The 19,864-nt window shown below is 58.7% G+C and carries 20 protein-coding genes; 11 read left to right on the top strand and 9 right to left on the bottom strand.

Annotation, left to right across the window (positions count from 1 at the left end; all coding sequences use genetic code 11):
- Positions 1-4: 4 nt before the first annotated feature.
- Positions 5-1,519 (bottom strand): histidine--tRNA ligase, encoded by a 1,515-nt coding sequence (gene hisS / locus CU102_RS01975; protein ID WP_106709264.1) that lies wholly within the window; start codon positions 1,517-1,519, stop codon positions 5-7.
- A gap of 109 nt (positions 1,520-1,628) precedes the next feature.
- Positions 1,629-2,285 (bottom strand): DNA-3-methyladenine glycosylase I, encoded by a 657-nt coding sequence (locus tag CU102_RS01980; RefSeq protein WP_106709265.1) that lies wholly within the window; start codon positions 2,283-2,285, stop codon positions 1,629-1,631.
- Between the two features lie 179 nt (positions 2,286-2,464).
- Here CU102_RS01980 and CU102_RS01985 point away from each other — a divergent pair, with 179 nt between their 5' ends.
- A complete protein-coding gene (locus CU102_RS01985) occupies positions 2,465-3,256 on the top strand; it encodes a L,D-transpeptidase (RefSeq protein WP_106709266.1) in 792 nt (263 codons plus the stop codon).
- A gap of 74 nt (positions 3,257-3,330) precedes the next feature.
- Here the strand turns inward: CU102_RS01985 and glcF are convergent, their stop codons facing one another.
- From glcF to CU102_RS30205, 3 genes are read right to left on the bottom strand one after another with little or no spacing between them, the layout of a single operon-like run.
- Positions 3,331-4,662, bottom strand: a complete 1,332-nt coding sequence (glcF, locus tag CU102_RS01990) for a glycolate oxidase subunit GlcF (protein ID WP_106709267.1) — start codon at positions 4,660-4,662, stop codon at positions 3,331-3,333.
- Positions 4,663-4,664: 2 nt separating this feature from the next.
- Entirely contained in the window at positions 4,665-5,885 is a 1,221-nt protein-coding gene (gene glcE / locus CU102_RS01995; RefSeq protein WP_425351508.1) for a glycolate oxidase subunit GlcE, read from the bottom strand.
- Positions 5,879-7,375: an FAD-linked oxidase C-terminal domain-containing protein gene (locus CU102_RS30205; RefSeq protein ID WP_106709269.1), complete on the bottom strand. Its 1,497-nt coding sequence runs from the start codon at positions 7,373-7,375 to the stop codon at positions 5,879-5,881. Before CU102_RS30205 ends, glcE begins: the two co-directional genes overlap by 7 nt.
- A gap of 139 nt (positions 7,376-7,514) precedes the next feature.
- Here CU102_RS30205 and CU102_RS02005 point away from each other — a divergent pair, with 139 nt between their 5' ends.
- Positions 7,515-8,414, top strand: coding sequence for a LysR family transcriptional regulator (locus CU102_RS02005; RefSeq protein ID WP_106709270.1), 900 nt, complete (start codon positions 7,515-7,517; stop codon positions 8,412-8,414).
- Here CU102_RS02005 and CU102_RS02010 read toward each other — a convergent pair whose 3' ends face one another.
- On the bottom strand, positions 8,415-9,722 hold the full coding sequence (locus CU102_RS02010; protein WP_425351509.1) for a DUF3422 family protein: 1,308 nt from the start codon (positions 9,720-9,722) through the stop codon (positions 8,415-8,417).
- A 205-nt stretch (positions 9,723-9,927) separates the two neighbouring features.
- On the opposite strand from CU102_RS02010, the gene CU102_RS02015 reads away from it, so the two are divergent.
- Together CU102_RS02015 and CU102_RS02020 are read left to right on the top strand one after the other, a co-directional pair.
- Positions 9,928-10,704 (top strand): FCD domain-containing protein, encoded by a 777-nt coding sequence (locus CU102_RS02015; protein WP_106709272.1) that lies wholly within the window; start codon positions 9,928-9,930, stop codon positions 10,702-10,704.
- Positions 10,701-11,438, top strand: coding sequence for a metallophosphoesterase family protein (locus tag CU102_RS02020; RefSeq protein ID WP_106709273.1), 738 nt, complete (start codon positions 10,701-10,703; stop codon positions 11,436-11,438). The genes CU102_RS02015 and CU102_RS02020 overlap by 4 nt, the downstream gene beginning before the upstream one ends.
- Positions 11,439-11,447: 9 nt before the next feature.
- Here CU102_RS02020 and CU102_RS29640 read toward each other — a convergent pair whose 3' ends face one another.
- The gene (locus tag CU102_RS29640; RefSeq protein WP_166648288.1) at positions 11,448-11,588 is read right to left on the bottom strand and encodes a hypothetical protein; all 141 of its coding nucleotides are present in this window, start codon (positions 11,586-11,588) and stop codon (positions 11,448-11,450) included.
- A gap of 190 nt (positions 11,589-11,778) precedes the next feature.
- A complete protein-coding gene (locus CU102_RS02025; RefSeq protein WP_106709443.1) occupies positions 11,779-12,474 on the bottom strand; it encodes a type 1 glutamine amidotransferase in 696 nt (231 codons plus the stop codon).
- An 81-nt stretch (positions 12,475-12,555) separates the two neighbouring features.
- Here CU102_RS02025 and CU102_RS02030 point away from each other — a divergent pair, with 81 nt between their 5' ends.
- Positions 12,556-13,176 carry a hypothetical protein gene (locus CU102_RS02030; RefSeq protein ID WP_106709274.1) on the top strand — a complete coding sequence of 207 codons (621 nt, stop codon included), beginning with the start codon at positions 12,556-12,558 and terminating at the stop codon, positions 13,174-13,176.
- Here the strand turns inward: CU102_RS02030 and CU102_RS02035 are convergent.
- A complete protein-coding gene (locus CU102_RS02035) occupies positions 13,166-14,065 on the bottom strand; it encodes a DMT family transporter (RefSeq protein WP_106709275.1) in 900 nt (299 codons plus the stop codon). The two genes, CU102_RS02030 and CU102_RS02035, sit on opposite strands and share 11 nt — an antisense overlap.
- Before the next feature lie 132 nt (positions 14,066-14,197).
- Between CU102_RS02035 and CU102_RS02040 the strand changes: the two genes are divergently transcribed.
- The 6 genes from CU102_RS02040 (at position 14,198) to CU102_RS02065 (ending at position 19,863) form a co-directional block, all read left to right on the top strand.
- Positions 14,198-14,635 carry an Lrp/AsnC family transcriptional regulator gene (locus CU102_RS02040; RefSeq protein WP_106709276.1) on the top strand — a complete coding sequence of 146 codons (438 nt, stop codon included), beginning with the start codon at positions 14,198-14,200 and terminating at the stop codon, positions 14,633-14,635.
- A gap of 22 nt (positions 14,636-14,657) precedes the next feature.
- Positions 14,658-15,392 (top strand): 16S rRNA (uracil(1498)-N(3))-methyltransferase, encoded by a 735-nt coding sequence (locus tag CU102_RS02045; RefSeq protein ID WP_106709277.1) that lies wholly within the window; start codon positions 14,658-14,660, stop codon positions 15,390-15,392.
- A gap of 104 nt (positions 15,393-15,496) precedes the next feature.
- On the top strand, positions 15,497-16,870 hold the full coding sequence (locus tag CU102_RS02050; protein ID WP_106709444.1) for a glutamate--cysteine ligase: 1,374 nt from the start codon (positions 15,497-15,499) through the stop codon (positions 16,868-16,870).
- A gap of 16 nt (positions 16,871-16,886) precedes the next feature.
- Positions 16,887-17,630: an SDR family oxidoreductase gene (locus CU102_RS02055; protein WP_106709278.1), complete on the top strand. Its 744-nt coding sequence runs from the start codon at positions 16,887-16,889 to the stop codon at positions 17,628-17,630.
- Positions 17,631-17,716: 86 nt separating this feature from the next.
- A complete protein-coding gene (locus tag CU102_RS02060; protein ID WP_106709279.1) occupies positions 17,717-18,655 on the top strand; it encodes a phosphoribosylaminoimidazolesuccinocarboxamide synthase in 939 nt (312 codons plus the stop codon).
- 65 nt (positions 18,656-18,720) lie between these two features.
- Positions 18,721-19,863 carry a DUF937 domain-containing protein gene (locus CU102_RS02065; protein WP_106709280.1) on the top strand — a complete coding sequence of 381 codons (1,143 nt, stop codon included), beginning with the start codon at positions 18,721-18,723 and terminating at the stop codon, positions 19,861-19,863.
- The last annotated feature ends 1 nt before the right edge of the window (position 19,864 follow it).

The following is a 19,864-nucleotide window of genomic DNA, read 5'->3' on the forward strand; positions in this document are numbered from 1 at the left end:
GCGGTTACACGGTCTTCGAGGCATTGGCGCGGTCCTCGGCCTGCGCCTCAAGTATCTTGCGTACTTCGGCGACGAGGTCGATCTCCTTGACGGTGATCTGCGCCGGGCGACTTTCGCGCCAGGTCACATTGTCCTCGATTTCCGCTGCGAGGCGAGCGCCTTCGATCAGATCCTTGATCTGCACCTCGCCATTGTCACGCTCCTGCGAGCCCTGGATGACAACGCAAGGGGCGCCGCGGCGATCGGCGTACTTCATCTGTGGCTTCATGCCCGAACCGCCAAGATACATCTCTGCACGAATACCCGCTTGCCGCAGGTTTGAAACCATCGCCTGGTAGCGGCCGAGGCTGGTCGTATCCCGGTCCATGACCAGGATGACGACCGGTCCGATATTGTCGGACGTATCCAGCTTGCCGAGGTTCTTAAGCGCCGTCATCAAACGGGATACGCCAATCGAAATTCCGGTCGCAGGCACAGGCTCCCCGCGGAAGCGTGAAACAAGGCCGTCGTAGCGTCCACCGCCGCCAACCGAGCCAAAGACAACGCTTTCGCCCTTTTCATTGGTGACGTCGAAGGTCAGTTCAGCTTCAAAGACCGGGCCTGTGTAGTATTCGAGACCGCGAACAACCGAGGGGTCGATCTTGACGCGGCCCTCATAGCCGGCGGCCGAACACAGCGCTTCGATCGTAGCGAGTTCTGCAACGCCCTCAGTGCCCTTTTCGTTGCCAGCGATGACACTCTGCAGATTGGCAATGGTTTCGCCGCCCGAAGTACCACCGGCAGATGTAAAATCCAAAACCTGCTTGATGGCAGCTTCATTGAGGCCTGCGCCCTTGGTGAAATCGCCGCTTTCATCGAGGCGGCCCTTGCCGAGCAATTCGCGGACACCTTCGACCCCGAACTTGTCGAGCTTGTCGATGGCACGCAGCACGTTCAGGCGCTGTCCGGCATTTTCGTCTCCGTCAAGGCCAATGGCATCAAGCACGCCGTCCAAAACTTTGCGGTTGTTGACGCGTATAACGTAATCGCCGCGCTTGATTCCCAGCGCTTCCATCACATCGGCCATCATCATGCACATTTCAGCGTCCGCCGAGACGGATGGGGCACCGACTGTGTCAGCGTCGAACTGCATGAACTGGCGGAAGCGGCCGGGACCCGGCTTCTCGTTGCGAAACACCCAGCCGGCGCGATAACTGCGATAAGGCTTCGGGATGCTTTCGAAATTCTCGGCGACAAACCGCGCCAGCGGTGCGGTCAGGTCGTAGCGCAGCGACAACCACTGCTCGTCATCGTCCTGGAAGGAAAAAACGCCTTCGTTCGGCCGATCCTGATCCGGCAGGAACTTTCCCAATGCATCCGTGTATTCGATAAGCGGCGTTTCGACAGGCTCGAAGCCATAGAGTTCATAGACCTTGCGGATTTCAGCCATCATCCTTTCGGCAGCGCGCAGATCGTCCGGCGCACGGTCTGTGAGCCCGCGCGGCAGCCGCGCCTTTATCCTGTCTGCCTTCGTTGCCATGATGATGATCCAAACCTTTGAAAAACTAGCGATTGCCGGAGCGCGTTTGCTCTAGCTTATCAAGGCTTCAAGGGCAAGGATTGATGATCCTGATGAAGGATACTCCACTCTATGAAGCCGGGACCGGTCGTTTGAACCTGGCGCGCAGACGCTCGATCTCCTCGCGGCATTTGCAGCCCTCAATGTGGTCATTGACCAAACCCATCGCTTGCATATGCGCATACATCGTCGTGGGGCCGACAAAGCTCCAACCACGCCTCTTCAAATCCTTCGACAGGCGGATCGAGGTCGGCGACGTTGGATTGGCGATCAGCGTCGGATAGTCGACGATCTTCGGGCGCTCGTCTGCCGGCGGCTCGAACTGCCAGAAATAGGCGGCAAGCGACCCGGTTTCCTTGACGAGCTCAATGGCATGCTTGGCGTTATTGATGGCGGAATTGATCTTGCCGCGATGACGGATAATGCCGGCATCGGCAAGCAGTCGATCCACGTCCTTCTCACCGTAGCGGGCGATGCGATGATAATCGAAGCCATCGAATGCCTTGCGGAAATTCTCGCGCTTGCGAAGGATCGTCAGCCAGGACAGCCCCGACTGAAATCCTTCGAGGCAGATTTTCTCGAAGAGCCGGGTGTCGTCGGTGACAGGCCTGCCCCATTCGTAGTCGTGATAATGGACATATTCCGGCAAGGTTCCGGGCCAGAAACAACGGTTGTCACCATCTTCGCCGGCGATCAGGCCGGTCTTGACCGGAGTATCATCTTGCATGTCGCCACCCTTTTCCCATCGTTAACCAGATTTGCAAACCTGCCGGTAACCACACCAAATAGTTTCGGCAATGAATCGCATTTTATTGATCCTGATTCACTTTTTTCTACCTCAGCACAGGCAAACTCAATCCGAAAACTGACAAACCCTGTCAGCAGCGTGCGCTGAGAACAATACAGATGAGAATTACCCGACTGCTCATGACAACCTGTCTGACCGCAGCCATGGCCACAGGCGCTGTGGCCAGCGAGCGCTATGCAACGAGAGCGCCCGTCGTCATGAGCCCTGACCTCTCGGCGCCCTGGGTAATGCAATTGCGCGCAAGGCCGGTGGGATCGCCAGTCAATCCGCGCAACTATGTAGTTTTCAGCGAACCTCCGTCGCGTGGCGTCGCCAAGCAGCGGGACCGACGAACCGCCAGGCAGAACCTCGCAGGAAACCCCGCCGTACGCGAAGTTTCATTCCAGCGTCCCGAACCACCCGCCAGCGAACAACGGCCAAAAAAGCCGGCGATGGATCCGCGTTTCCTACCGCAGACCGTTGCCTATGATGGCCCGGAAAAGCCTGGCACCATCGTCATCGACACGTCGCAACGCTTTCTATTTCTGATCGAAGCAGGCGGGACTGCCCAACGCTACGGCGTTGGCGTCGGCAAGGAAGGGTTCGGTTGGTCGGGCACCAATACAATCAGCCGTAAGGCTGAATGGCCGGACTGGAATCCACCTGCGTCGATGATCGAACGCGAGAGACAGAAGGGCCACTACATACCAGCTCATATGGAAGGCGGTATCGCCAATCCTCTCGGAGCACGCGCGCTCTATCTCGGTTCAACGCTCTACCGGGTCCACGGCACCAACGCGCCGTGGACTATCGGCCACGCGGTGTCCAGTGGTTGCATCCGCATGCGCAATGAAGACGTCACAGACCTCTACGAGCGGGTCAATGTCGGTACCAAGGTAATCGTCAGATAAGGAGTTAGTGGGGGCCGGCACCGGGGGCGGTGCCGGGAACTGGGCAGCGGTTCACCTGAACCGCTGCCCTCTTTCTATTCCGCAGGCTGATAGGATGTCCGGGGTACCTGGACACCTTCAGGCTTTGGGCCACCATAGGCCCAGTCAAGCAACTCCACCGTATGGACAATCGGCAATTTGGAGCCGCCAGCGATCTGGGTAATGCACCCGATATTTCCAGTAGCTATGAGGCTGGCGCCCGTTGCCTCGATGTTCCTGACTTTGCGGTCGCGCAGGGTTCGAGCGATCTCTGCCTGCATGATGTTGTAGGTACCGGCCGACCCGCAGCAGAGGTGTCCCTCAGCCGGCTCCTTTACAACGAAACCTGCGGCCTTGAGCAGATCCTTCGGCTGCCGGATAATCTTCTGACCATGCTGCATCGAACAGGCGGAATGATACGCAACCGTGAGGCCGGTCGGCTGACTCGGTGCCGGCAGGTCGAGCATCGTCAAATACTCGGTGACGTCTTTTGCCAATGCAGAAACACGCGCAGCCTTGTCCTTGTAGCGCGCGTCAAGCCTCAGCATGTAGCCGTAATCCTTAATCGTGGTGCCGCAGCCTGAGGTCGTCACCACAATGGCATCGAGACCGCCCTGGTCGATTTCGCGCATCCAAGCATCGATGTTACGGCGAGCATCGTCAAGCGCCGCCTCTTCACGGCCCATATGATGCACCAGCGAGCCGCAGCAGCTTTCGCCCTTCGGCACCACGACTTCGATGCCGAGGCGCGTCAAGAGGCGGATCGTTGCCTCGTTGATGCCGGGCTTCAGAACCGGCTGCGCACAGCCGGTGAGGATCGCAACCCTGCCCTTCCTTGCCGCACGCGGCACATGTGAGCCGGGCTCGGCGAATCGCGATCTCGCAGGAACAGATGTCGGTGCCAGTTCAAGCATTGCGGCGACAGGTTTCAAGGCCTGCAAAGATCTGAACAGCGGGGCAAAGGGACGGCCGACTCTTGCGGCATTGAGCGCGAAGCGGAAGCGGCCGGGATGAGGCAGAACGAACGCAAGCATGGCCCGCGTGAGGCGATTCAAGACCGGGCGCTTGTAGGTCTTCTCGATATGCGCGCGGGCGTTATCGACCAGATGCATGTAGTTGACGCCCGAAGGGCAGGTCGTCATGCAGGAGAGGCATGAGAGGCAGCGGTCGATGTGCTTGACGATCTGCTCATCGGCTGGACGTCCGTTTTCCAGCATGTCCTTGATGAGATAGATGCGGCCGCGCGGGCTGTCGAGCTCGTTGCCGAGCGTGACATAGGTCGGGCAAGTCGCAGTGCAAAACCCGCAATGCACACATTTGCGCAGGATTTTTTCCGACTCTGCGACACCAGGGTCGAGCAATTGTTCGGGGGTGAAGTTTGTCTGCACGTCTATACTCCTGCGACCATGCGGCCCGGGTTCAAAATCCCGCTCGGGTCGAACTGCTGTTTCAAGCGCTTCGACAGGGCGGCAAGTGGAGCCGGTTGCGGTTCAAACACCGGCAGAGCCGCCCGCACGCTGGCTGGAGCACGAACCAGCGTCGCATGGCCGCCACCATACGTGCGGATCAGCGCGCGCACAGCCTCAGCTTCCGGATCACCCTCCATCCGCAACCAGACGAGACCACCCTGCCAATCGTAGAAGGCATCGACTGCTGCACCCATGCGCAACGAGGCAACCAGCTTATAAGCTTGCATCGGCACCATGGAAACGCGCCAGACAGGACGTTCCGTAGCATCGGCAAATGGAATGACATCACGAACCTCGCGCCATAGCCTGCGCGACGTTTCCTGCGGGAGGGCATCAACTTCCCCGGCGGTGGCCAGCAGACCTTTCAGCATGCCGGCCCGGTCAGCAACGGAGGGTGCAAACCCTTCGACGCGCAGCAAGGTCGAGGCCGCGCCGTTCAATGCACCATCAATGACGCGTCCGGCAACGTTGCCCGGCAGGTGCGCAGCAGCAGCCACCTCGCCGCTCGATCCCATGGCAATGGCCATGGCACGCGCCGCCTCATCGTCTGCGAGGCCCCGAATGACCAGCGTCGTTTCCGTTTCTGGCGTCGGCAGAACCTTGAAGGTAATTTCCGTGGCGATGCCGAGCGTACCCCAGGAATTGGCCATCCCCTTCGACAGGTCGTAACCGGTAACATTCTTGACGACGCGGCCGCCGGATTTGAACAATTCGCCGCGTCCCGAAACGACACGCACGCCAAGCACGTGATCGCGGGCGGATCCGGCCTTGAGGCGGCGAGGACCGCACAGATTGGTGGCAAGGAGCCCACCGAGACTGCCCTGCCCTGCCGGTTGCCCGAGCAGCGGTCCATAATCCATTGGCTCGAATTGGAATGCCTGACCATTTTCAGCGACCAGGGTTTCCAGCTCCGCCATGGGGGTTCCGGCCCTGGCGCTCAACACCAGTTCGTCCGGTTCGTAGAGTGTAACGCCCGCATAGCCCGACAGGGCAATCGTATGTTCGGTCTGCAAGGGACGGCCAAGGTCCCGTTTGGAGCCATATCCAATGACTTCAACGGGCGCCTGCTCTGCAAGCGCCCATTGCACGGCCTCGACAATCTCGTTTTCCGTTGTGGGGGTAATAGTCGTCACGCTCAGAATCTCGGAATATCGGGAAACGGCACCTGCCCGCGATGCACATGCATGCGGCCGAGTTCGGCGCAGCGACGCAATTGCGGGAAGACCTTGCCCGGGTTGAGCAGGTGCTTGTCGTCGAAGGCGCATTTGACGCGGATCTGCTGGTTGAGATCGGCTTCATTAAACATTTCCGGCATGAGATCCCGCTTTTCCACACCAACGCCATGCTCACCCGTCAGCACGCCGCCGACCTTGACGCAGAGCCGCAGGATATCTGCGCCGAAATCTTCTGCCTTGTGCAGCTCTTCAGGAATATTCGCGTCGTAAAGGATGAGCGGATGGAGATTGCCATCGCCCGCGTGGAAGACGTTTGCGACACGAAGTCCATATTTATCGGACAGTTCGCGCATGCCGGCCAACACTTTCGGCAGCTCCTTGCGAGGAATAGTCCCGTCCATGCAGAGGTAGTCAGGCGAGATGCGGCCGACCGCCGGAAACGCGGCTTTGCGGCCCGCCCAGAACGCCATGCGTTCTTCTTCGCTTTGTGAGACCACGCACGTCGTTGCTCCATTCCTCCTGCCAATGGCCTCGACCATATTAATGAGATGGTCGACCTCAACCACGGGTCCGTCGAGTTCGACGATCAATAATGCCTCGACGTCGAGTGGGTATCCCGCATGGACGAAATCCTCGGCTGCATGAATGGCTGGCCGGTCCATCATTTCCATTCCGCCGGGGATGATGCCTGCCGCAATGACATCGGCGACACACTGACCGGCTTCCTCGCTTGTCGGAAAGCCTATCATCAGCGCGCGAGCCGTGGTTGGCTTCTGCAGGATGCGCACGCTGACCTCGGTAACCACGGCGAGCAGGCCTTCCGAGCCCGTCATCAGCCCAAGAAGATCATAGCCCTCGGAGTCGAGATGCTTACCGCCAAGCCGCACGACTTCACCCGTGATCAGCACCATTTCCAGACCGAGCACGTTGTTGGCGGTCAGGCCATATTTGAGGCAATGCACACCGCCCGCATTCTCAGCGACATTGCCGCCGATGGAGCAAGCAATTTGTGACGATGGATCGGGTGCATAGTAAAACCCCTCGTGTTCGACGGCCTTGGTGATTCCGAGATTGGTTACGCCCGGCTGCACGACGGCAGCGCGGTTCGGATAATCGATTTCGAGGATGCGGTTGAAACGGGACATGACCAGGAGCACCGCGTCTTCGAGCGGCAGTGCACCGCCCGACAATGACGTTCCCGAGCCGCGCGGAACCACCTTCACATTGTTCTCATGGCAATATTGGAGAACACGCGAGACCTGCTGCACGGTCTGCGGCAGCACAACTACCAACGGCAGCTGCCGGTAGGCGGTCAGGCCGTCGGTTTCAAAGGCACGCATCTCGTTGGTAACATCGACAACGCCCTCACCCGGCACGATGGTCCGCAAAGCCGCCACAATGTCCGAGCGCCGCGACATTGTCGCTTCATCGGCTTTCGGCATTGTCAACCCGGACATGGAACCTCCCTACCCAACCACTCAGTCAAAACTGGTAAACTATCTTTACCTCTCGCTGTTCCAGTTTGTAAAGGCGCGCACGAAACCACGTTAGCATTTGAGCTTGACCTTATCATCCCCTGATAGAAAGAGTGCGTGCATGAGTGAATTCAACGATATGGAAATCTTTGCGCGTGTCGTTTCTGCTGGAAGCATGTCGGCAGCGGGCCGGGAACTCGGCCTATCACCCGCCGTCGTTTCCAAACGGCTGCGGCGGCTGGAAGAGAGGCTGGGCACGCGGCTGTTGCAGCGCACGACGAGGCAAATTGCCCTCACCGAGACGGGCCAAGGCTATTATGAACGGGTGCTGGCGATCCTTTCAGGCGTCGAGGAGGCAGAGGCCTTCGTATCGCGCCGGTCCGAGCAGGCACATGGGATGCTCAAGGTCGCGGTACCGACCACCTTCGGACGCATGCATATCGCCCCGCATCTCGAACCTTTCATGCGGACCAACCCCGACCTTGCCGTCAATCTGGTCCTCGCCGATGAATTCGTCGATATCGTTGGCGAAGGTTATGACCTCGCGATCCGGATCGCCGAATTGTCCGATTCCAGTCTCGTTGCGCGCAAGCTTGCACCGGTAGAACGCTTTCTTGTCGCTGCGCCACGGTATGTTGCTGAGCATGGACTGCCGCAATCCTTTTCCGATCTCGAGAACCATGTCTGTTTAGCTGCACATAGTGGTGACCCGTGGCGCCTGATTGGGCCTTTTGGTGCGGTCACATGGCGACCGACAGGCCCGCTGCTTACGAACTCAAGCGAAGTCGTTCGCGAAGCAGTGCTTGGCGGCCTGGGGATCGCATTGCGCTCCACCTGGGATATCGGTCCCGAGCTTGCCGCCGGTTTGCTGGTGCGTGTGCTCGAAGACTATGCCGCCTCGCGCAACATCGCGATCTATGCCGTCTATCCTTCGCGCCAGTTCCTACCCGCGAAGGTGCGCCTGTTCATCGATTATCTGGCGGGCCTGTACGGACCAGTTGCTCCCTGGGATCGAAACTGATCAGTCCTCTGCATGCTTTTTGCGTACGGCTTTGACCACATACCACATGGCCAGAATGGCAATGGGCACGAAGATTGCGGTCAGCACCGAAGCATGCAATTCGGGGATATAGGTTTCTGCTCCCCTCGCCAGATAATAGAACAGGCCGACGACATAATAGGAAATCGCTGCCACCGAGAGGCCCTCGACCGTTCGCTGCAGACGCAATTGCAGTTGGGCACGCTTGTCCATCGAGCTGAGTAAATCGCGGTTCTGGCGTTCGAGTTCGACGTCCACGGACGTGCGCAGCAAGGTCGCGGCGCGCGAGAGTTTTTCAGACAGGCTCTCCTGTCGCCCGCTGACCGAGCGGCAGGTCCGCATCGCGGGTGCCATACGCCGCTGGATGAACGCGCCCCAGGTCTCATAGCCGGTCACAGGTTCTTCCTGTAGCGCCGCCAATCGCTCCAGAACGATCCCGTTGTAGGCGCGGCTTGCACCAAAGCGATAGAGGCTAGATGCGGCGTCGGCTTCCAGCTCCGCGGCCAGTGAAGTCAACTCATCGAGCAGCTTGTGGCTGTCCGATGTCGAATCGCGCATTTCATTGGTGAGACCAGCAAGCCTGTCTTCAATGCGCCGGATACGCGGCGACAGCGAATGAGCCAGCGGCAGGCCCAGCATCGCGAGCGTGCGATAGGTTTCGATTTCGATGACCCTCTGCGACAGCGCACCTGCACGTGCGGGCGACAGGCCGTTGTCGAGGATCAGGATGCGTGTCATCCCGTCGCGATCTTGCCGGAAATCGGTGACGATCGAGGCTAGGCCATTTTCCACGTCGCTATAGCAGAGGCTGGCCGGGTCGAATTCGGAAATCAATGCGTGAGCGCTGCGATCTTTCTTGATGATCTCCAGCCGCACGCCGTCGATCACCGTGCCTGGAGGGTTGAACCCGTGACCGAAAGGGTGCTGGGCGGTGCTACCGTCGCGCGGCATCGGACCTTCCCAAAGATAGGTCGAGAACTCCGTATGCCGCTCCCAACGGAGAGTCCCGTTGCCCCAAGGCATGATGTGATGACGTGCGTCGCGGGCCGGTGGCGCGATCCCAATGCTTCGGCTGAGTTCACCCAATACGGCGTGATCGACAGTCGATCCGCCTTCTGTCATGAAGGCCAGCTGGATCAGCAGGCGCGGTGTATCCACCAGTGGATACGGCCGGGCGTGGACTTCGCCGAGCGCTACGGCACGCTCCGCATGCGCAGGAAACCCCATGACTCCGCCTGGACTTGGCGCAACGCCCGCGAGCGTTGTTGCTTGCTTCAATCTTTTCCCCATCATCCCCTGACCGGTCTCTTTTATTTGATCGGTTGTTGTCACAGGATCGTGAACGGATCGGGCTGAGCTTTCAACAGTTTCCAGTACCAAAGGCTGCGGCAAATAGGACCACGACGGCTTCAGAAACTGGATCAATTAATTGACCAGTTTCCTGCTTTGCCGATACGGTACACAGGTAAGTCATTCCTGCGGACACATTCATCCCATGAGCGGACCCATCTTCGCCCCCATTCCATCTTCGCGCACTGCCGACGATATTGTCGGCCAGATCGAGACGCTCATCCTCGAAGGCGTGCTGCGGGTTGGCGATCGTCTGCCCGGCGAACGCGATCTTTCGGTCCAGTTCGACGTATCCCGCCCAATCCTTCGCAGTGCGCTCAAGACACTGGAAGGCAAAGGCTTACTCACGACCCGCCACGGCGGTGGAACATTCGTGGCGGACGTAATTGGCGAGGTTTTTTCCAAGCCAATGATGGATCTGATCGCCAGCCATCGCCGTGCAGCCGCGGACTATCTCGAATATCGCCGGGAAATTGAAAGCATTGCTGCCGACTATGCGGCGCAACGCGCGACCGAAGATGACCGGCTTTTGCTCAGCCGCATCATGACGGCGATGGAACAGGCTTATGAGACCGCCGACTTCAGGCGGGAAGCCGAACTCGATGTCGAGTTGCACAATGCCATCGGCGAGTGTGCGCACAACATCATCCTCTTGCATACGTTGCGTTCCTGCTACCGGCTGCTGGCGGATGACGTGTTTTATAACCGTACCGTGATCTATGGTTTTCCTGGCGCGCGGGCGAAGCTGCTTGAGCAGCATCGCGCGATTTTCGACGCGATCATGGCTTCGGACCCCGCAGCGGCACGAAAGGCCGTCGGCGAGCACATCGACTTCATCGAGCAGGCACAGCAAGATGCGACACGCGATAGCGCACGGCAAAACATCTCTCGCCTGCGGCGTAATCAGCGAGAGCCGGAATGAAGACAGTCGACTTCAAGCACGCACGCGGCCCGGACAAGTTGCGGGTCTACGCCATTGGTGACGTGCATGGCCGACTGGACCTCTTGCAGGCAATGCATCGCCGCATCCTGGCCGAAAATGAGAAATCGCCGCCTTTTGATTGGGTCGTTATTCACCTCGGTGACTATGTCGACCGAGGCCCCGATTCAAAGGGGGTCCTCGACCTGCTGGTAAATCTACAGAAGAACACACACCGGATGCTCGCGCTGGCTGGAAATCACGATGTCGGCTTGCTTGAGTTCCTAGAAACAGGCGATGCCTATGGACTTTTTGCCCGCAATGGCGGGCGGCAAACGGCACTATCATATGGCGTCAGCATAGAATTCAACGATCCGGATTCTGTTGCAGCGGGACAAAAAGCGCTTGTCGAGGCGATGCCTCCGTCGCACATCCAGTTTCTACGCGGTCTTCAGCGGTCAATAGTGTTCGCCGATTTCTTCTTTTGCCACGCCGGGATCCGACCCGGTGTCGACCTCGATCATCAGGATCCTGACGATTTGATCTGGATAAGGTGGGAGTTCCTGGAAAATCCGCGTCTGCATCCCAAGGTCATCGTTCACGGGCACACGCCAGTCAGCGATGTTGATAAGCGTCCCAACCGGGTCAATCTCGACACCGGCGCCTATGCCAGCGGCAGGCTCAGCGCGATAGCGATCGACGTTGATCAGAAGTTTTTTCTGGAAGCGGTCGTATGAAAACCTGCTTCAGCGAGAAGCAGTGCTGATCCCGTAACCGTCGCTGGAAACCGTGTGTCCACCGGCGTCGACCGAAAACAGCCCTACGCCCATGAAGAGGATCGCTGAGAGCATTACGGCGGTCAAAAGTGCAGCACTCTTGGTGGTCATTGCGGGCGTTTCCATCACTTGTCTTGGCCTGGCTTGATGCCAGTTAACCAGTGAGGCCACTACAGGACACAATGCTTACCAACTAGTGAAGCAAAGACACGCTCGACATGAATCCTAAAGGAGGATCGGATTCAGAGCTGGGCTGTTGCAGAGTTGCAACTGAATGGTCAATGATACTTAAGTCGGGACGCTAGATGAGCGCGACCCAGGCGCGTGCGAGTGCCAGACCGGCAGCATCGGCAGGGCCGTCTTCTTCCATATGGCCCCCGTAATGGTCGAGCCAATCTGAATCAATTTTCGCGATCTGATCGCGGAAAACATGCGTCCACTGCTCCACGAGCTTGGTGTCGGCCTCGAAGTGAAACTGGATGCCATAGACGGCACGGCCGATGCGGAAAGCCTGGTTGGCGGTCATGGTACTCGACGCAAGGTGCGTCGCCCCGTCCGGCAGTGAGAATGTATCGCTGTGCCAATGAAAGATTGGAAAACGGTGCGGGACTGCGGAGAGTACCGGGTCGGATGCGGCCCCCGCCGCGCGCGTTACCTGGTGCCAGCCAAATTCCGTTGGCCGGCCAATGATGTTCTCCGCCCCATAGCCCCGCGCGACCAACTGGCTGCCGAGACAAATGCCAAGGACTGCCTTGCCGCCATCACCGAAGGTCTTGATCAGCCGTGCCAGCGCTGGAAGATAGGGGTAATCGTCATCGGCCAGCGCATTCTGATCACCGCCCAGCACAACCAAGCCATCATGATCCGCGTCGTCGGCGGGCAAGGCTTCGCCAAGGTAGGCCTGACGCAGATCGATGCGTGCTTCCACCTCCTGCAATGCGCGGCCAACCTGCCCCAACCCGGTATCCTGGTAATTCTGAACGACGAGTACGCGCATGAAACCTGCCTGATATCGCATTGACCCGAATTCCCGGATAGCATGGGGCATTACGAGTCGGAAGTGTTAGAGCCTGTCTAAATGCCCCTACAAAACCGTGTCACTCCATTTGGCGAGATCGTCGCAGTTCCGCAGCGCGGAACAATGATGGGCAATCGCGGCATCATTCACGACCCCTCTACCCGCACCTTGCTGAAAAGACGCTGGACAACCCGGGCCTGGATCATCTGCGTTTGTGATTTCAAGGGCGCGCGCCGCGAGGTAATGGAGCGGCGAAGCTGGACCGAACTGTTCTTCTTCGACGAAGCTGCGGCGCTCGCGGCAGGCCATCGGCCATGCTTCTATTGCCAGAGCCAACGGGCAAAGGCATTCCAGGCAGCCTGGGCGGATGGGAATGCGACCCCTCCTCTATCGGCACCTGCAATGGACACGATCCTGCATGGTGAAAGGCTTGATGCCAGAGGCGGCAAAAGGCGCCATCCCATCGAAGGCTCCCTTGCCGGTTTGCCCGACGGGGCAATGATCGCGGCGGGCGATGATGCCTATGTGATCAAGGGTGGCAAGACGCACTTGTGGTCATGGAATGGCTATACGCTATCAAACCCTAAAACTGATAACGTCACGCTGCTGACGCCGCCTTCGACCGTACGAGCGCTCCGAGCGGGCTATAGCCCGGTCATACGCCTACCAATCACACCTTGAAGCTCGCAGGCACCGGCCTGCGAAACGTCCAACCTAGGCTGGTACCGGCGGCCGCGATCAAGATTGCCGCTGATCCTATCAATTGGCTCGGCTGCAAAGCATGTCCGAATGCGATGTAGTCGACCAGAATCGCAGCGATCGGATAGATGAAGGAGAGCGAGCCGGTGATATGCGTCGGCAGCTTCTGGATCGCACTATACAGCAGGATATACATAAGGCCGGTGTGGACCACGCCGATCGTTACGATGCTGGCCCACTGGCCAGTGCTTTGCGGCAGACTGGTGAAGTCGGCCAACGGAGCGAGCATGACGATACCGACGCTGACCTGAATGAGAGCGATGAGATGGGGCGGTGTGCCTTTCAGCCGCTTGGCGACAATGGCCGCGATCGCGTACAAGAAGGCCGCACCGAGCGACAATGCAATGCCCGTCATATAGCCCGAACCACTATAAGTGCCGCCCGGCTTGGCCTGCACGATCAGCAGCATCCCGGCAAAGGCAAATCCCAGCCAGAACAATTTGGTGGCGGTGAGCTTTTCCTTGAAGATCAATGCGCCCAGACCAACCAGCATGAACGGCTGGACATTATAGACTGTTGTGGCAATGGCGATAGAGGCACGGGAATAGGCGGCGAAAAGCAGGACCCAATTCAGGACGATTGCAACGCCGCCAATGACGGCAAGACCGAACAGCTTGCGCGAGATCACGCCGGGCCGCAGCAATCCTAATGCCGCACAGATTACGAGAAGCGTGATGGCGCCGATGGCGCAGCGCCAGAACACAACCGACAGGACGGGCTGGCCAGACATCAGCACAAACCAGCCGATCGTTCCCGAGATGATCATGGCGGCGGTCATTTCGACACTGCCTCTGACGATATCCTTTTCCATGCCGTCGCTCCTTCGATTGCTCGTTGAAGACTATGCGGCGGACGCCGGATTTGATATATGTAGCGTAAGGTGAAAATCGCCTTTCGCCTATTTAATACAGGTTAACCAGGCGAACAGCCTTACAGGTGATCGATGCTCGACGAACTTGACCGAACCATCCTCGAAATTCTCATCGATGACGCGCGAATATCGCTGAAGGAACTCAGCCAGAAGGTGGGGTTGTCCTCGCCGAGTGTTTCCGAGCGGTTGCGACGGCTCGAAGAAAAGAAAGTCATACGGGCATTTACCGTAGACATTGATCCGGTCGCTCTCGGTTACAGTTTGACTGCAATCGTCCGCGTTCGCCCGCTGCCCGGCATGCTGCATATCGTCGAAAAGCTCATCAAGGAAACCCCGGAAATAACCGAATGCGACAAGGTGACTGGGGACGACTGCTTCATCGGCAAGCTGCAGTTCCGGACCATGGAACAGCTCGATACCATTCTTGACCGGTTGGCGGAAAAGGCCGAGACAAACACCTCGATCGTCAAGGCTTCACCGGTCAAACGCCGCCTTCCGCCGCTCTCCTGAACTCTTCCCCTCCGGATATATCATGCGCGCAAACTACAAAATGCAGAGGCTCTACGTCACCGCCGATCTCAGCTTCGGAAAACGTGCGGAAACTGCTCCCGAAGCGGTCAACTATCTGGCCAATGTGCTGCGAATGAAGGATGGCGACGAGATCCTGGCTTTCAACGGACGCGACGGGGAGTGGCGCGCGGCACTTCGCTTCGAGAGCAAGAAGAAGCTGTTCCTGGAGCCACAGGAACTCACGCGCGAGCAGCCAGCCGCGCCTGACCTCATCTATTGCTTTGCACCGCTGAAACAGGGCCGGCTCGACTACCTCGTCCAGAAGGCTGTGGAGATGGGCGCGGGCGTGCTGCAGCCCGTCATCACCCAGCACACACAGGTCGCGCGCATCGGCATCGAACGAATCGAGGCAAATGCGATCGAAGCGGCTGAACAGTGCGGCGTATTGGCGATTCCGCAGACGCGCGAGCCGGTTAAGCTCGAGAACCTGCTCGCAGGGTGGGATGGACAGCGCCGTCTGATCTTCTGTGATGAGGGACACGACACACACAACCCCCTCCCACTTTTGCAATCTCTATCGCGGGGACCACTCGGCGTCCTCATCGGGCCTGAAGGCGGATTCTCCGAGCAGGAACGCCAGATCTTACGCAAACTTCCCTTTGTCACCGCGATTCCACTCGGCCAGCGCATCCTGCGAGCAGATACCGCCGCCGTTGCGGCGCTCGCCTTGATTCAGGCGACAATCGGCGATTGGTGAGTTACAAATTCTCTTGATAGGAGCATAAGCGAAATTTGCTTGCGCTCATGCCCGAAAACCGCCAATCACGCGCAACCATCTCATCTTATCGGAAAGCACCATCCATGGCGCGCGACACGACAGACGAAACACCGATCACGGGCACCGAAGAACTGGCCGCCTATCTTGCGCAAGGATCCAAGCCGGAATCCGCCTGGCGCATTGGCACCGAACACGAAAAGTTCCCGTTCTATACGGAAGACAACAGCCCAGTTCCCTATGACGGTCCTAGGGGCATTCGTGCGATCCTCGAAGGTATGCAATCCAAGCTCGGCTGGGAGCCGATCATCGACGGAGGCAACATCATCGGCCTCGTTGAACCAACCGGCCAGGGCGCCATTTCTTTGGAGCCGGGCGGGCAGTTCGAGCTTTCGGGCGCACCGCTCCTTTCCATTCACCAGACCTGCCGCGAATCCAATGCCCACCTGGCGCAGGTGCGCGAAATCGCCGAACCGCTCGGCATCCGCTTCCTCGGACTTGGCGGCAGTCCGAAATGGACGCTGGCAGAGACGCCGCGGATGCCCAAATCGCGATACAACATCATGTCCAACTATATGCCGAAGGTTGGCAAGGACGGGCTGAACATGATGTACCGGACCTGTACGATACAGGTGAACCTCGACTTCGCATCCGAAACCGATATGCGCCGCAAGATGCAGGTCTCGGTCAAGCTGCAGTCCATCGCAACAGCGCTTTTCGCCATGTCGCCTTTCACCGAGGGCAAGCCCAATGGACTGCTTTCGTGGCGCTCCAACATCTGGCGCGATACCGACAACAACCGCTCAGGCGTCTTGCCATTCATCTTCAGCGAGAGTTTCGGTTTTGCAGACTATGTCGAATGGGCACTAGATGTGCCGATGTACTTCGTCATGCGTCACGGCCGATACCACGACTGCACGCACGTGACCTTCCGTCAGTTCATGAACGGCGCGCTGAAAGACAGCGTGCCCGAAGGCACGCCCAACATGGGCGATTGGGCCAACCACCTCTCGACGCTGTTTCCGGAAGTGCGCCTGAAACGTTTCCTCGAGATGCGCGGTGCCGACGGCGGTCCATGGCGGCGCATCTGTGCGCTTCCTGCGTTCTGGGTCGGTCTGCTCTACGATGCGGAGGCATTGAATGCGGCGGAAGCGCTGACGCGTGATTGGACTTATCCTGAGGTCCAGGCTCTGCGCGATGACGTTCCTGCGAACGGCCTGCGGGCGACATTCCGCAACCTTTCGGCACACGATATCGCAAGGGATGCCCTGGCAATTTCGCGCCTCGGCCTGAAGAATCGAGCACGATTGAACAGCGAGGGCTTTGACGAGACGCATTACCTCTCCTCGTTGGAGGAAGTTGTCGCCCGCGGTACCACTTCAGCCGAGCAGATGTTGTCCCAGTACAATACGGCTTGGGGTGCGTCGGTCGAGCCAGCCTTTCTCGAGTATGCTTACTAGCCGGGAGGTCCACTCCATGACGAAGACTGTTTTGATCACGGGTGCCAGCCGCGGCATCGGCCGTTCGGCGGCGATTCTTGCCGGTCAAAAAGGCTGGTCCGTCGGCGTCAATTATGTGGGCAACAAACGCGCTGCCGATGAAGTCGTCGACGCCATCATTGCAGCGGGCGGCAAGGCGAAGGCCATACAAGGCGATGTCGCCGTGGAAGCAGATGTCATATCAGTATTCAAGCAGGCGGCAGAACTTGGCAAGCTGGACGGTGTCGTGGTCAACGCCGGCATTGTTGCCCCTGCCTCACCCTTGATCGATATGGACATCGAACGCATGCGCCGCATCTTCGACGTCAATATCCTCGGCGCTTATCTTTGCGCGCGCGAAGCTGTCCGTCACCTCGCCCGTTCACGGGGCGGCAATGGCGGCTCAATTGTTCTCCTGTCATCGGCAGCGGCACGGCTCGGCGGACCGAATGAGTACGTCGATTATGCCGGATCGAAAGGGGCTATGGATACTCTGACAATCGGGCTTTCCAAGGAAGTCGGCCCCGATGGTATCCGAGTCAACGCCGTCCGCCCCGGGCTGGTCGAAACAGATATCCATGCGAGCGGCGGCCAGCCAGATCGGGCTCAGCGCCTCGGCGTTACAGCTCCCCTCGGGCGGCCCGGTACGGCGGATGAAGTTGCTGAGTCGATCGTCTGGCTGCTCAGTGACGCGTCGTCTTACGTGACCGGCGCTCTCCTCGACGTGACTGGCGGACGCTGAAACGCTGCTGGACCGACAATTTTGACTCCCGTCGGCCGCCATATGTGTTATGCGGAGTCTTGATCATTCAAGCGGATTTCTGACCCATGCCGAAACACAAAGCTCTGTCCGACGCCTTTATTCCCGAGCTGCCGAATTACTACAAAGGCAAGGTTCGCGAGAATTACGATCTCGCCGATGGCCGCCGTATCATCATCGCCACGGACCGGATCAGCGCTTTTGACCGTATTCTCGCATCCATTCCGCTCAAGGGGCAGGTTCTGACGCAGACAGCGCGGTTTCAGTTCGAGCAGACGCAGGATATCTGCCCCAACCACGTCATCGAATATCCCGATCCGAACGTGCTTGTGTGCCGAAAGCTGACCATATTGCCGGTCGAGATCGTCGTGCGGGGTTATCTGGCAGGCACGACCGGAACATCGATCCTGACCCTCTACAAGGCAGGTCAGCGTGAGATGTACGGCTTCACACTGCCTGATGGTATGCAGGACAATGAGAAGCTTCCTGCGCCGATCATCACTCCGACCTCCAAGGCCTTCGACGGCGGCCATGATGAGCCCCTGACCGCCGATGCCATTCTGAACCAGAAGCTGCTTACCAAGGAGCAGTGGGACACCGTCTCGAACTATGCGTTGAAGCTTTTTGCTCGCGGTCAGGAAATCGCTGCATCTCGCGGGTTGATCCTTGCCGACACCAAATACGAATTCGGTACGGACGATGAGGGCAATATCGTGCTGGCGGACGAAATCCATACGCCGGATTCGAGCCGCTACTGGTTTGCCGACAGCTATGCACCCGGCAAGCGTCCGGTGAGCTTCGACAAGGATTTCGTCCGCAACTGGGTCGTCGAACGCTGCAACCCTTACAAGGATGATATTCCGGAAATCCCCGAAGACGTGATCGACGCAACCACCAAGGTCTATGTCCAGGCCTACGAGACGATCACTAACCGGACATTCGAGGCAGGCGATCCGGCAATCGACCCCCTGGAACGCATCCGCGGCAATCTCTCGCGCTATTTCTAACGCTATAAAAGCATTGAAGTCTGCGCTAATCTCCACCGTGCCCAGCGCGAAGGAGGATCGTTGCCATGAATCTCGTAGATATGTTCCTGAAGGGACAAGGGGGCCAGAACATCGATGCTCTCTCCCGCCAGTTCAACCTGTCCCACCAGCAGACTGTTGCCGCTCTTGAAGCACTGATGCCGGCGTTTTCGCAAGGCTTGCAGCGCAATGCCGCCGACCCTATGGGGTTCGGCGCCTTCGTCCAGGCGCTTTCGACCGGTCAAAACGTCAATTATTTTGATAATCCGCAAGCTGCCTTCAATCCGTCGGGCATTGCCGACGGCAACTATGTGCTTGGCCAGCTTTTCGGTTCGAAAGATCTGTCCCGGGCTGTCGCCGATCATGCCGCCAATGCCGCAGGCGTTGGCGCCGACACACTGAAGCAGATGCTGCCGGTGGTCGCGTCCATGATGATGGGGGGACTCTACAAGAAATCGACCGGGCAGTTTGCGGCGGCCGGCCTTGGCGGCGGCAATGTCATTGGCGACCTGATCGAGCAGATGATGCGGCCAGGTGGCGGGCAACCATCAGCAAATCCGCAGAGCGCCCCCGGCGGCGCGTCCGGTAACCCCTGGGGGCAAATACTGGAAGGGATGTTTGGTGGAGGTGCCGCTGGCCAGCAACCGCAGGGCGGCCAAGGAAATCCGCTCGGCAACAATCCGTTGGGTAAAATCTTCGAAGAGATGATGCGTGGCGGCATTCCGGGAGGCACGACGCCCCAAGCCCCGACCCCGCGGGGAAGGGCACCACAAGGTGATGCGCCTCAAGACACCGCACAAAATCCATTTGGAGATAATCCGTTTGGCAAGATTTTTGAGGAAATGATGAAAGGTGGCGCCTCGCAGCAGGCACCGACCCAACGTCGCACCGCGCCACAGGAGGAAGCGCCGCAAGACACGGCGCCGGGTCAAAATCCCTTTGGAGATAATCCGCTCGGCAAGATCTTCGAGGAAATGATGAAAAGTGCGCAGCAAGGTTCAGCGCCTCAACCAACGCAGCCACAGGCCCAGAAGCGAGCCGCACCACCACAATCGGCCCCTTCTGATAATCCGCTTAAAGATATACTCGGCCAGATGTTTGATACCGGCAAGCAGGCCAATGACCAGTATCAAAAAGGCCTGGAATCGATATTCGATCAGTACCTGCGCGGCATGGACCGCAGTCGCTGAT

The sequence above is a fragment of the Phyllobacterium brassicacearum genome (assembly GCF_003010955.1).
Classification (GTDB): domain Bacteria; phylum Pseudomonadota; class Alphaproteobacteria; order Rhizobiales; family Rhizobiaceae; genus Phyllobacterium; species Phyllobacterium brassicacearum.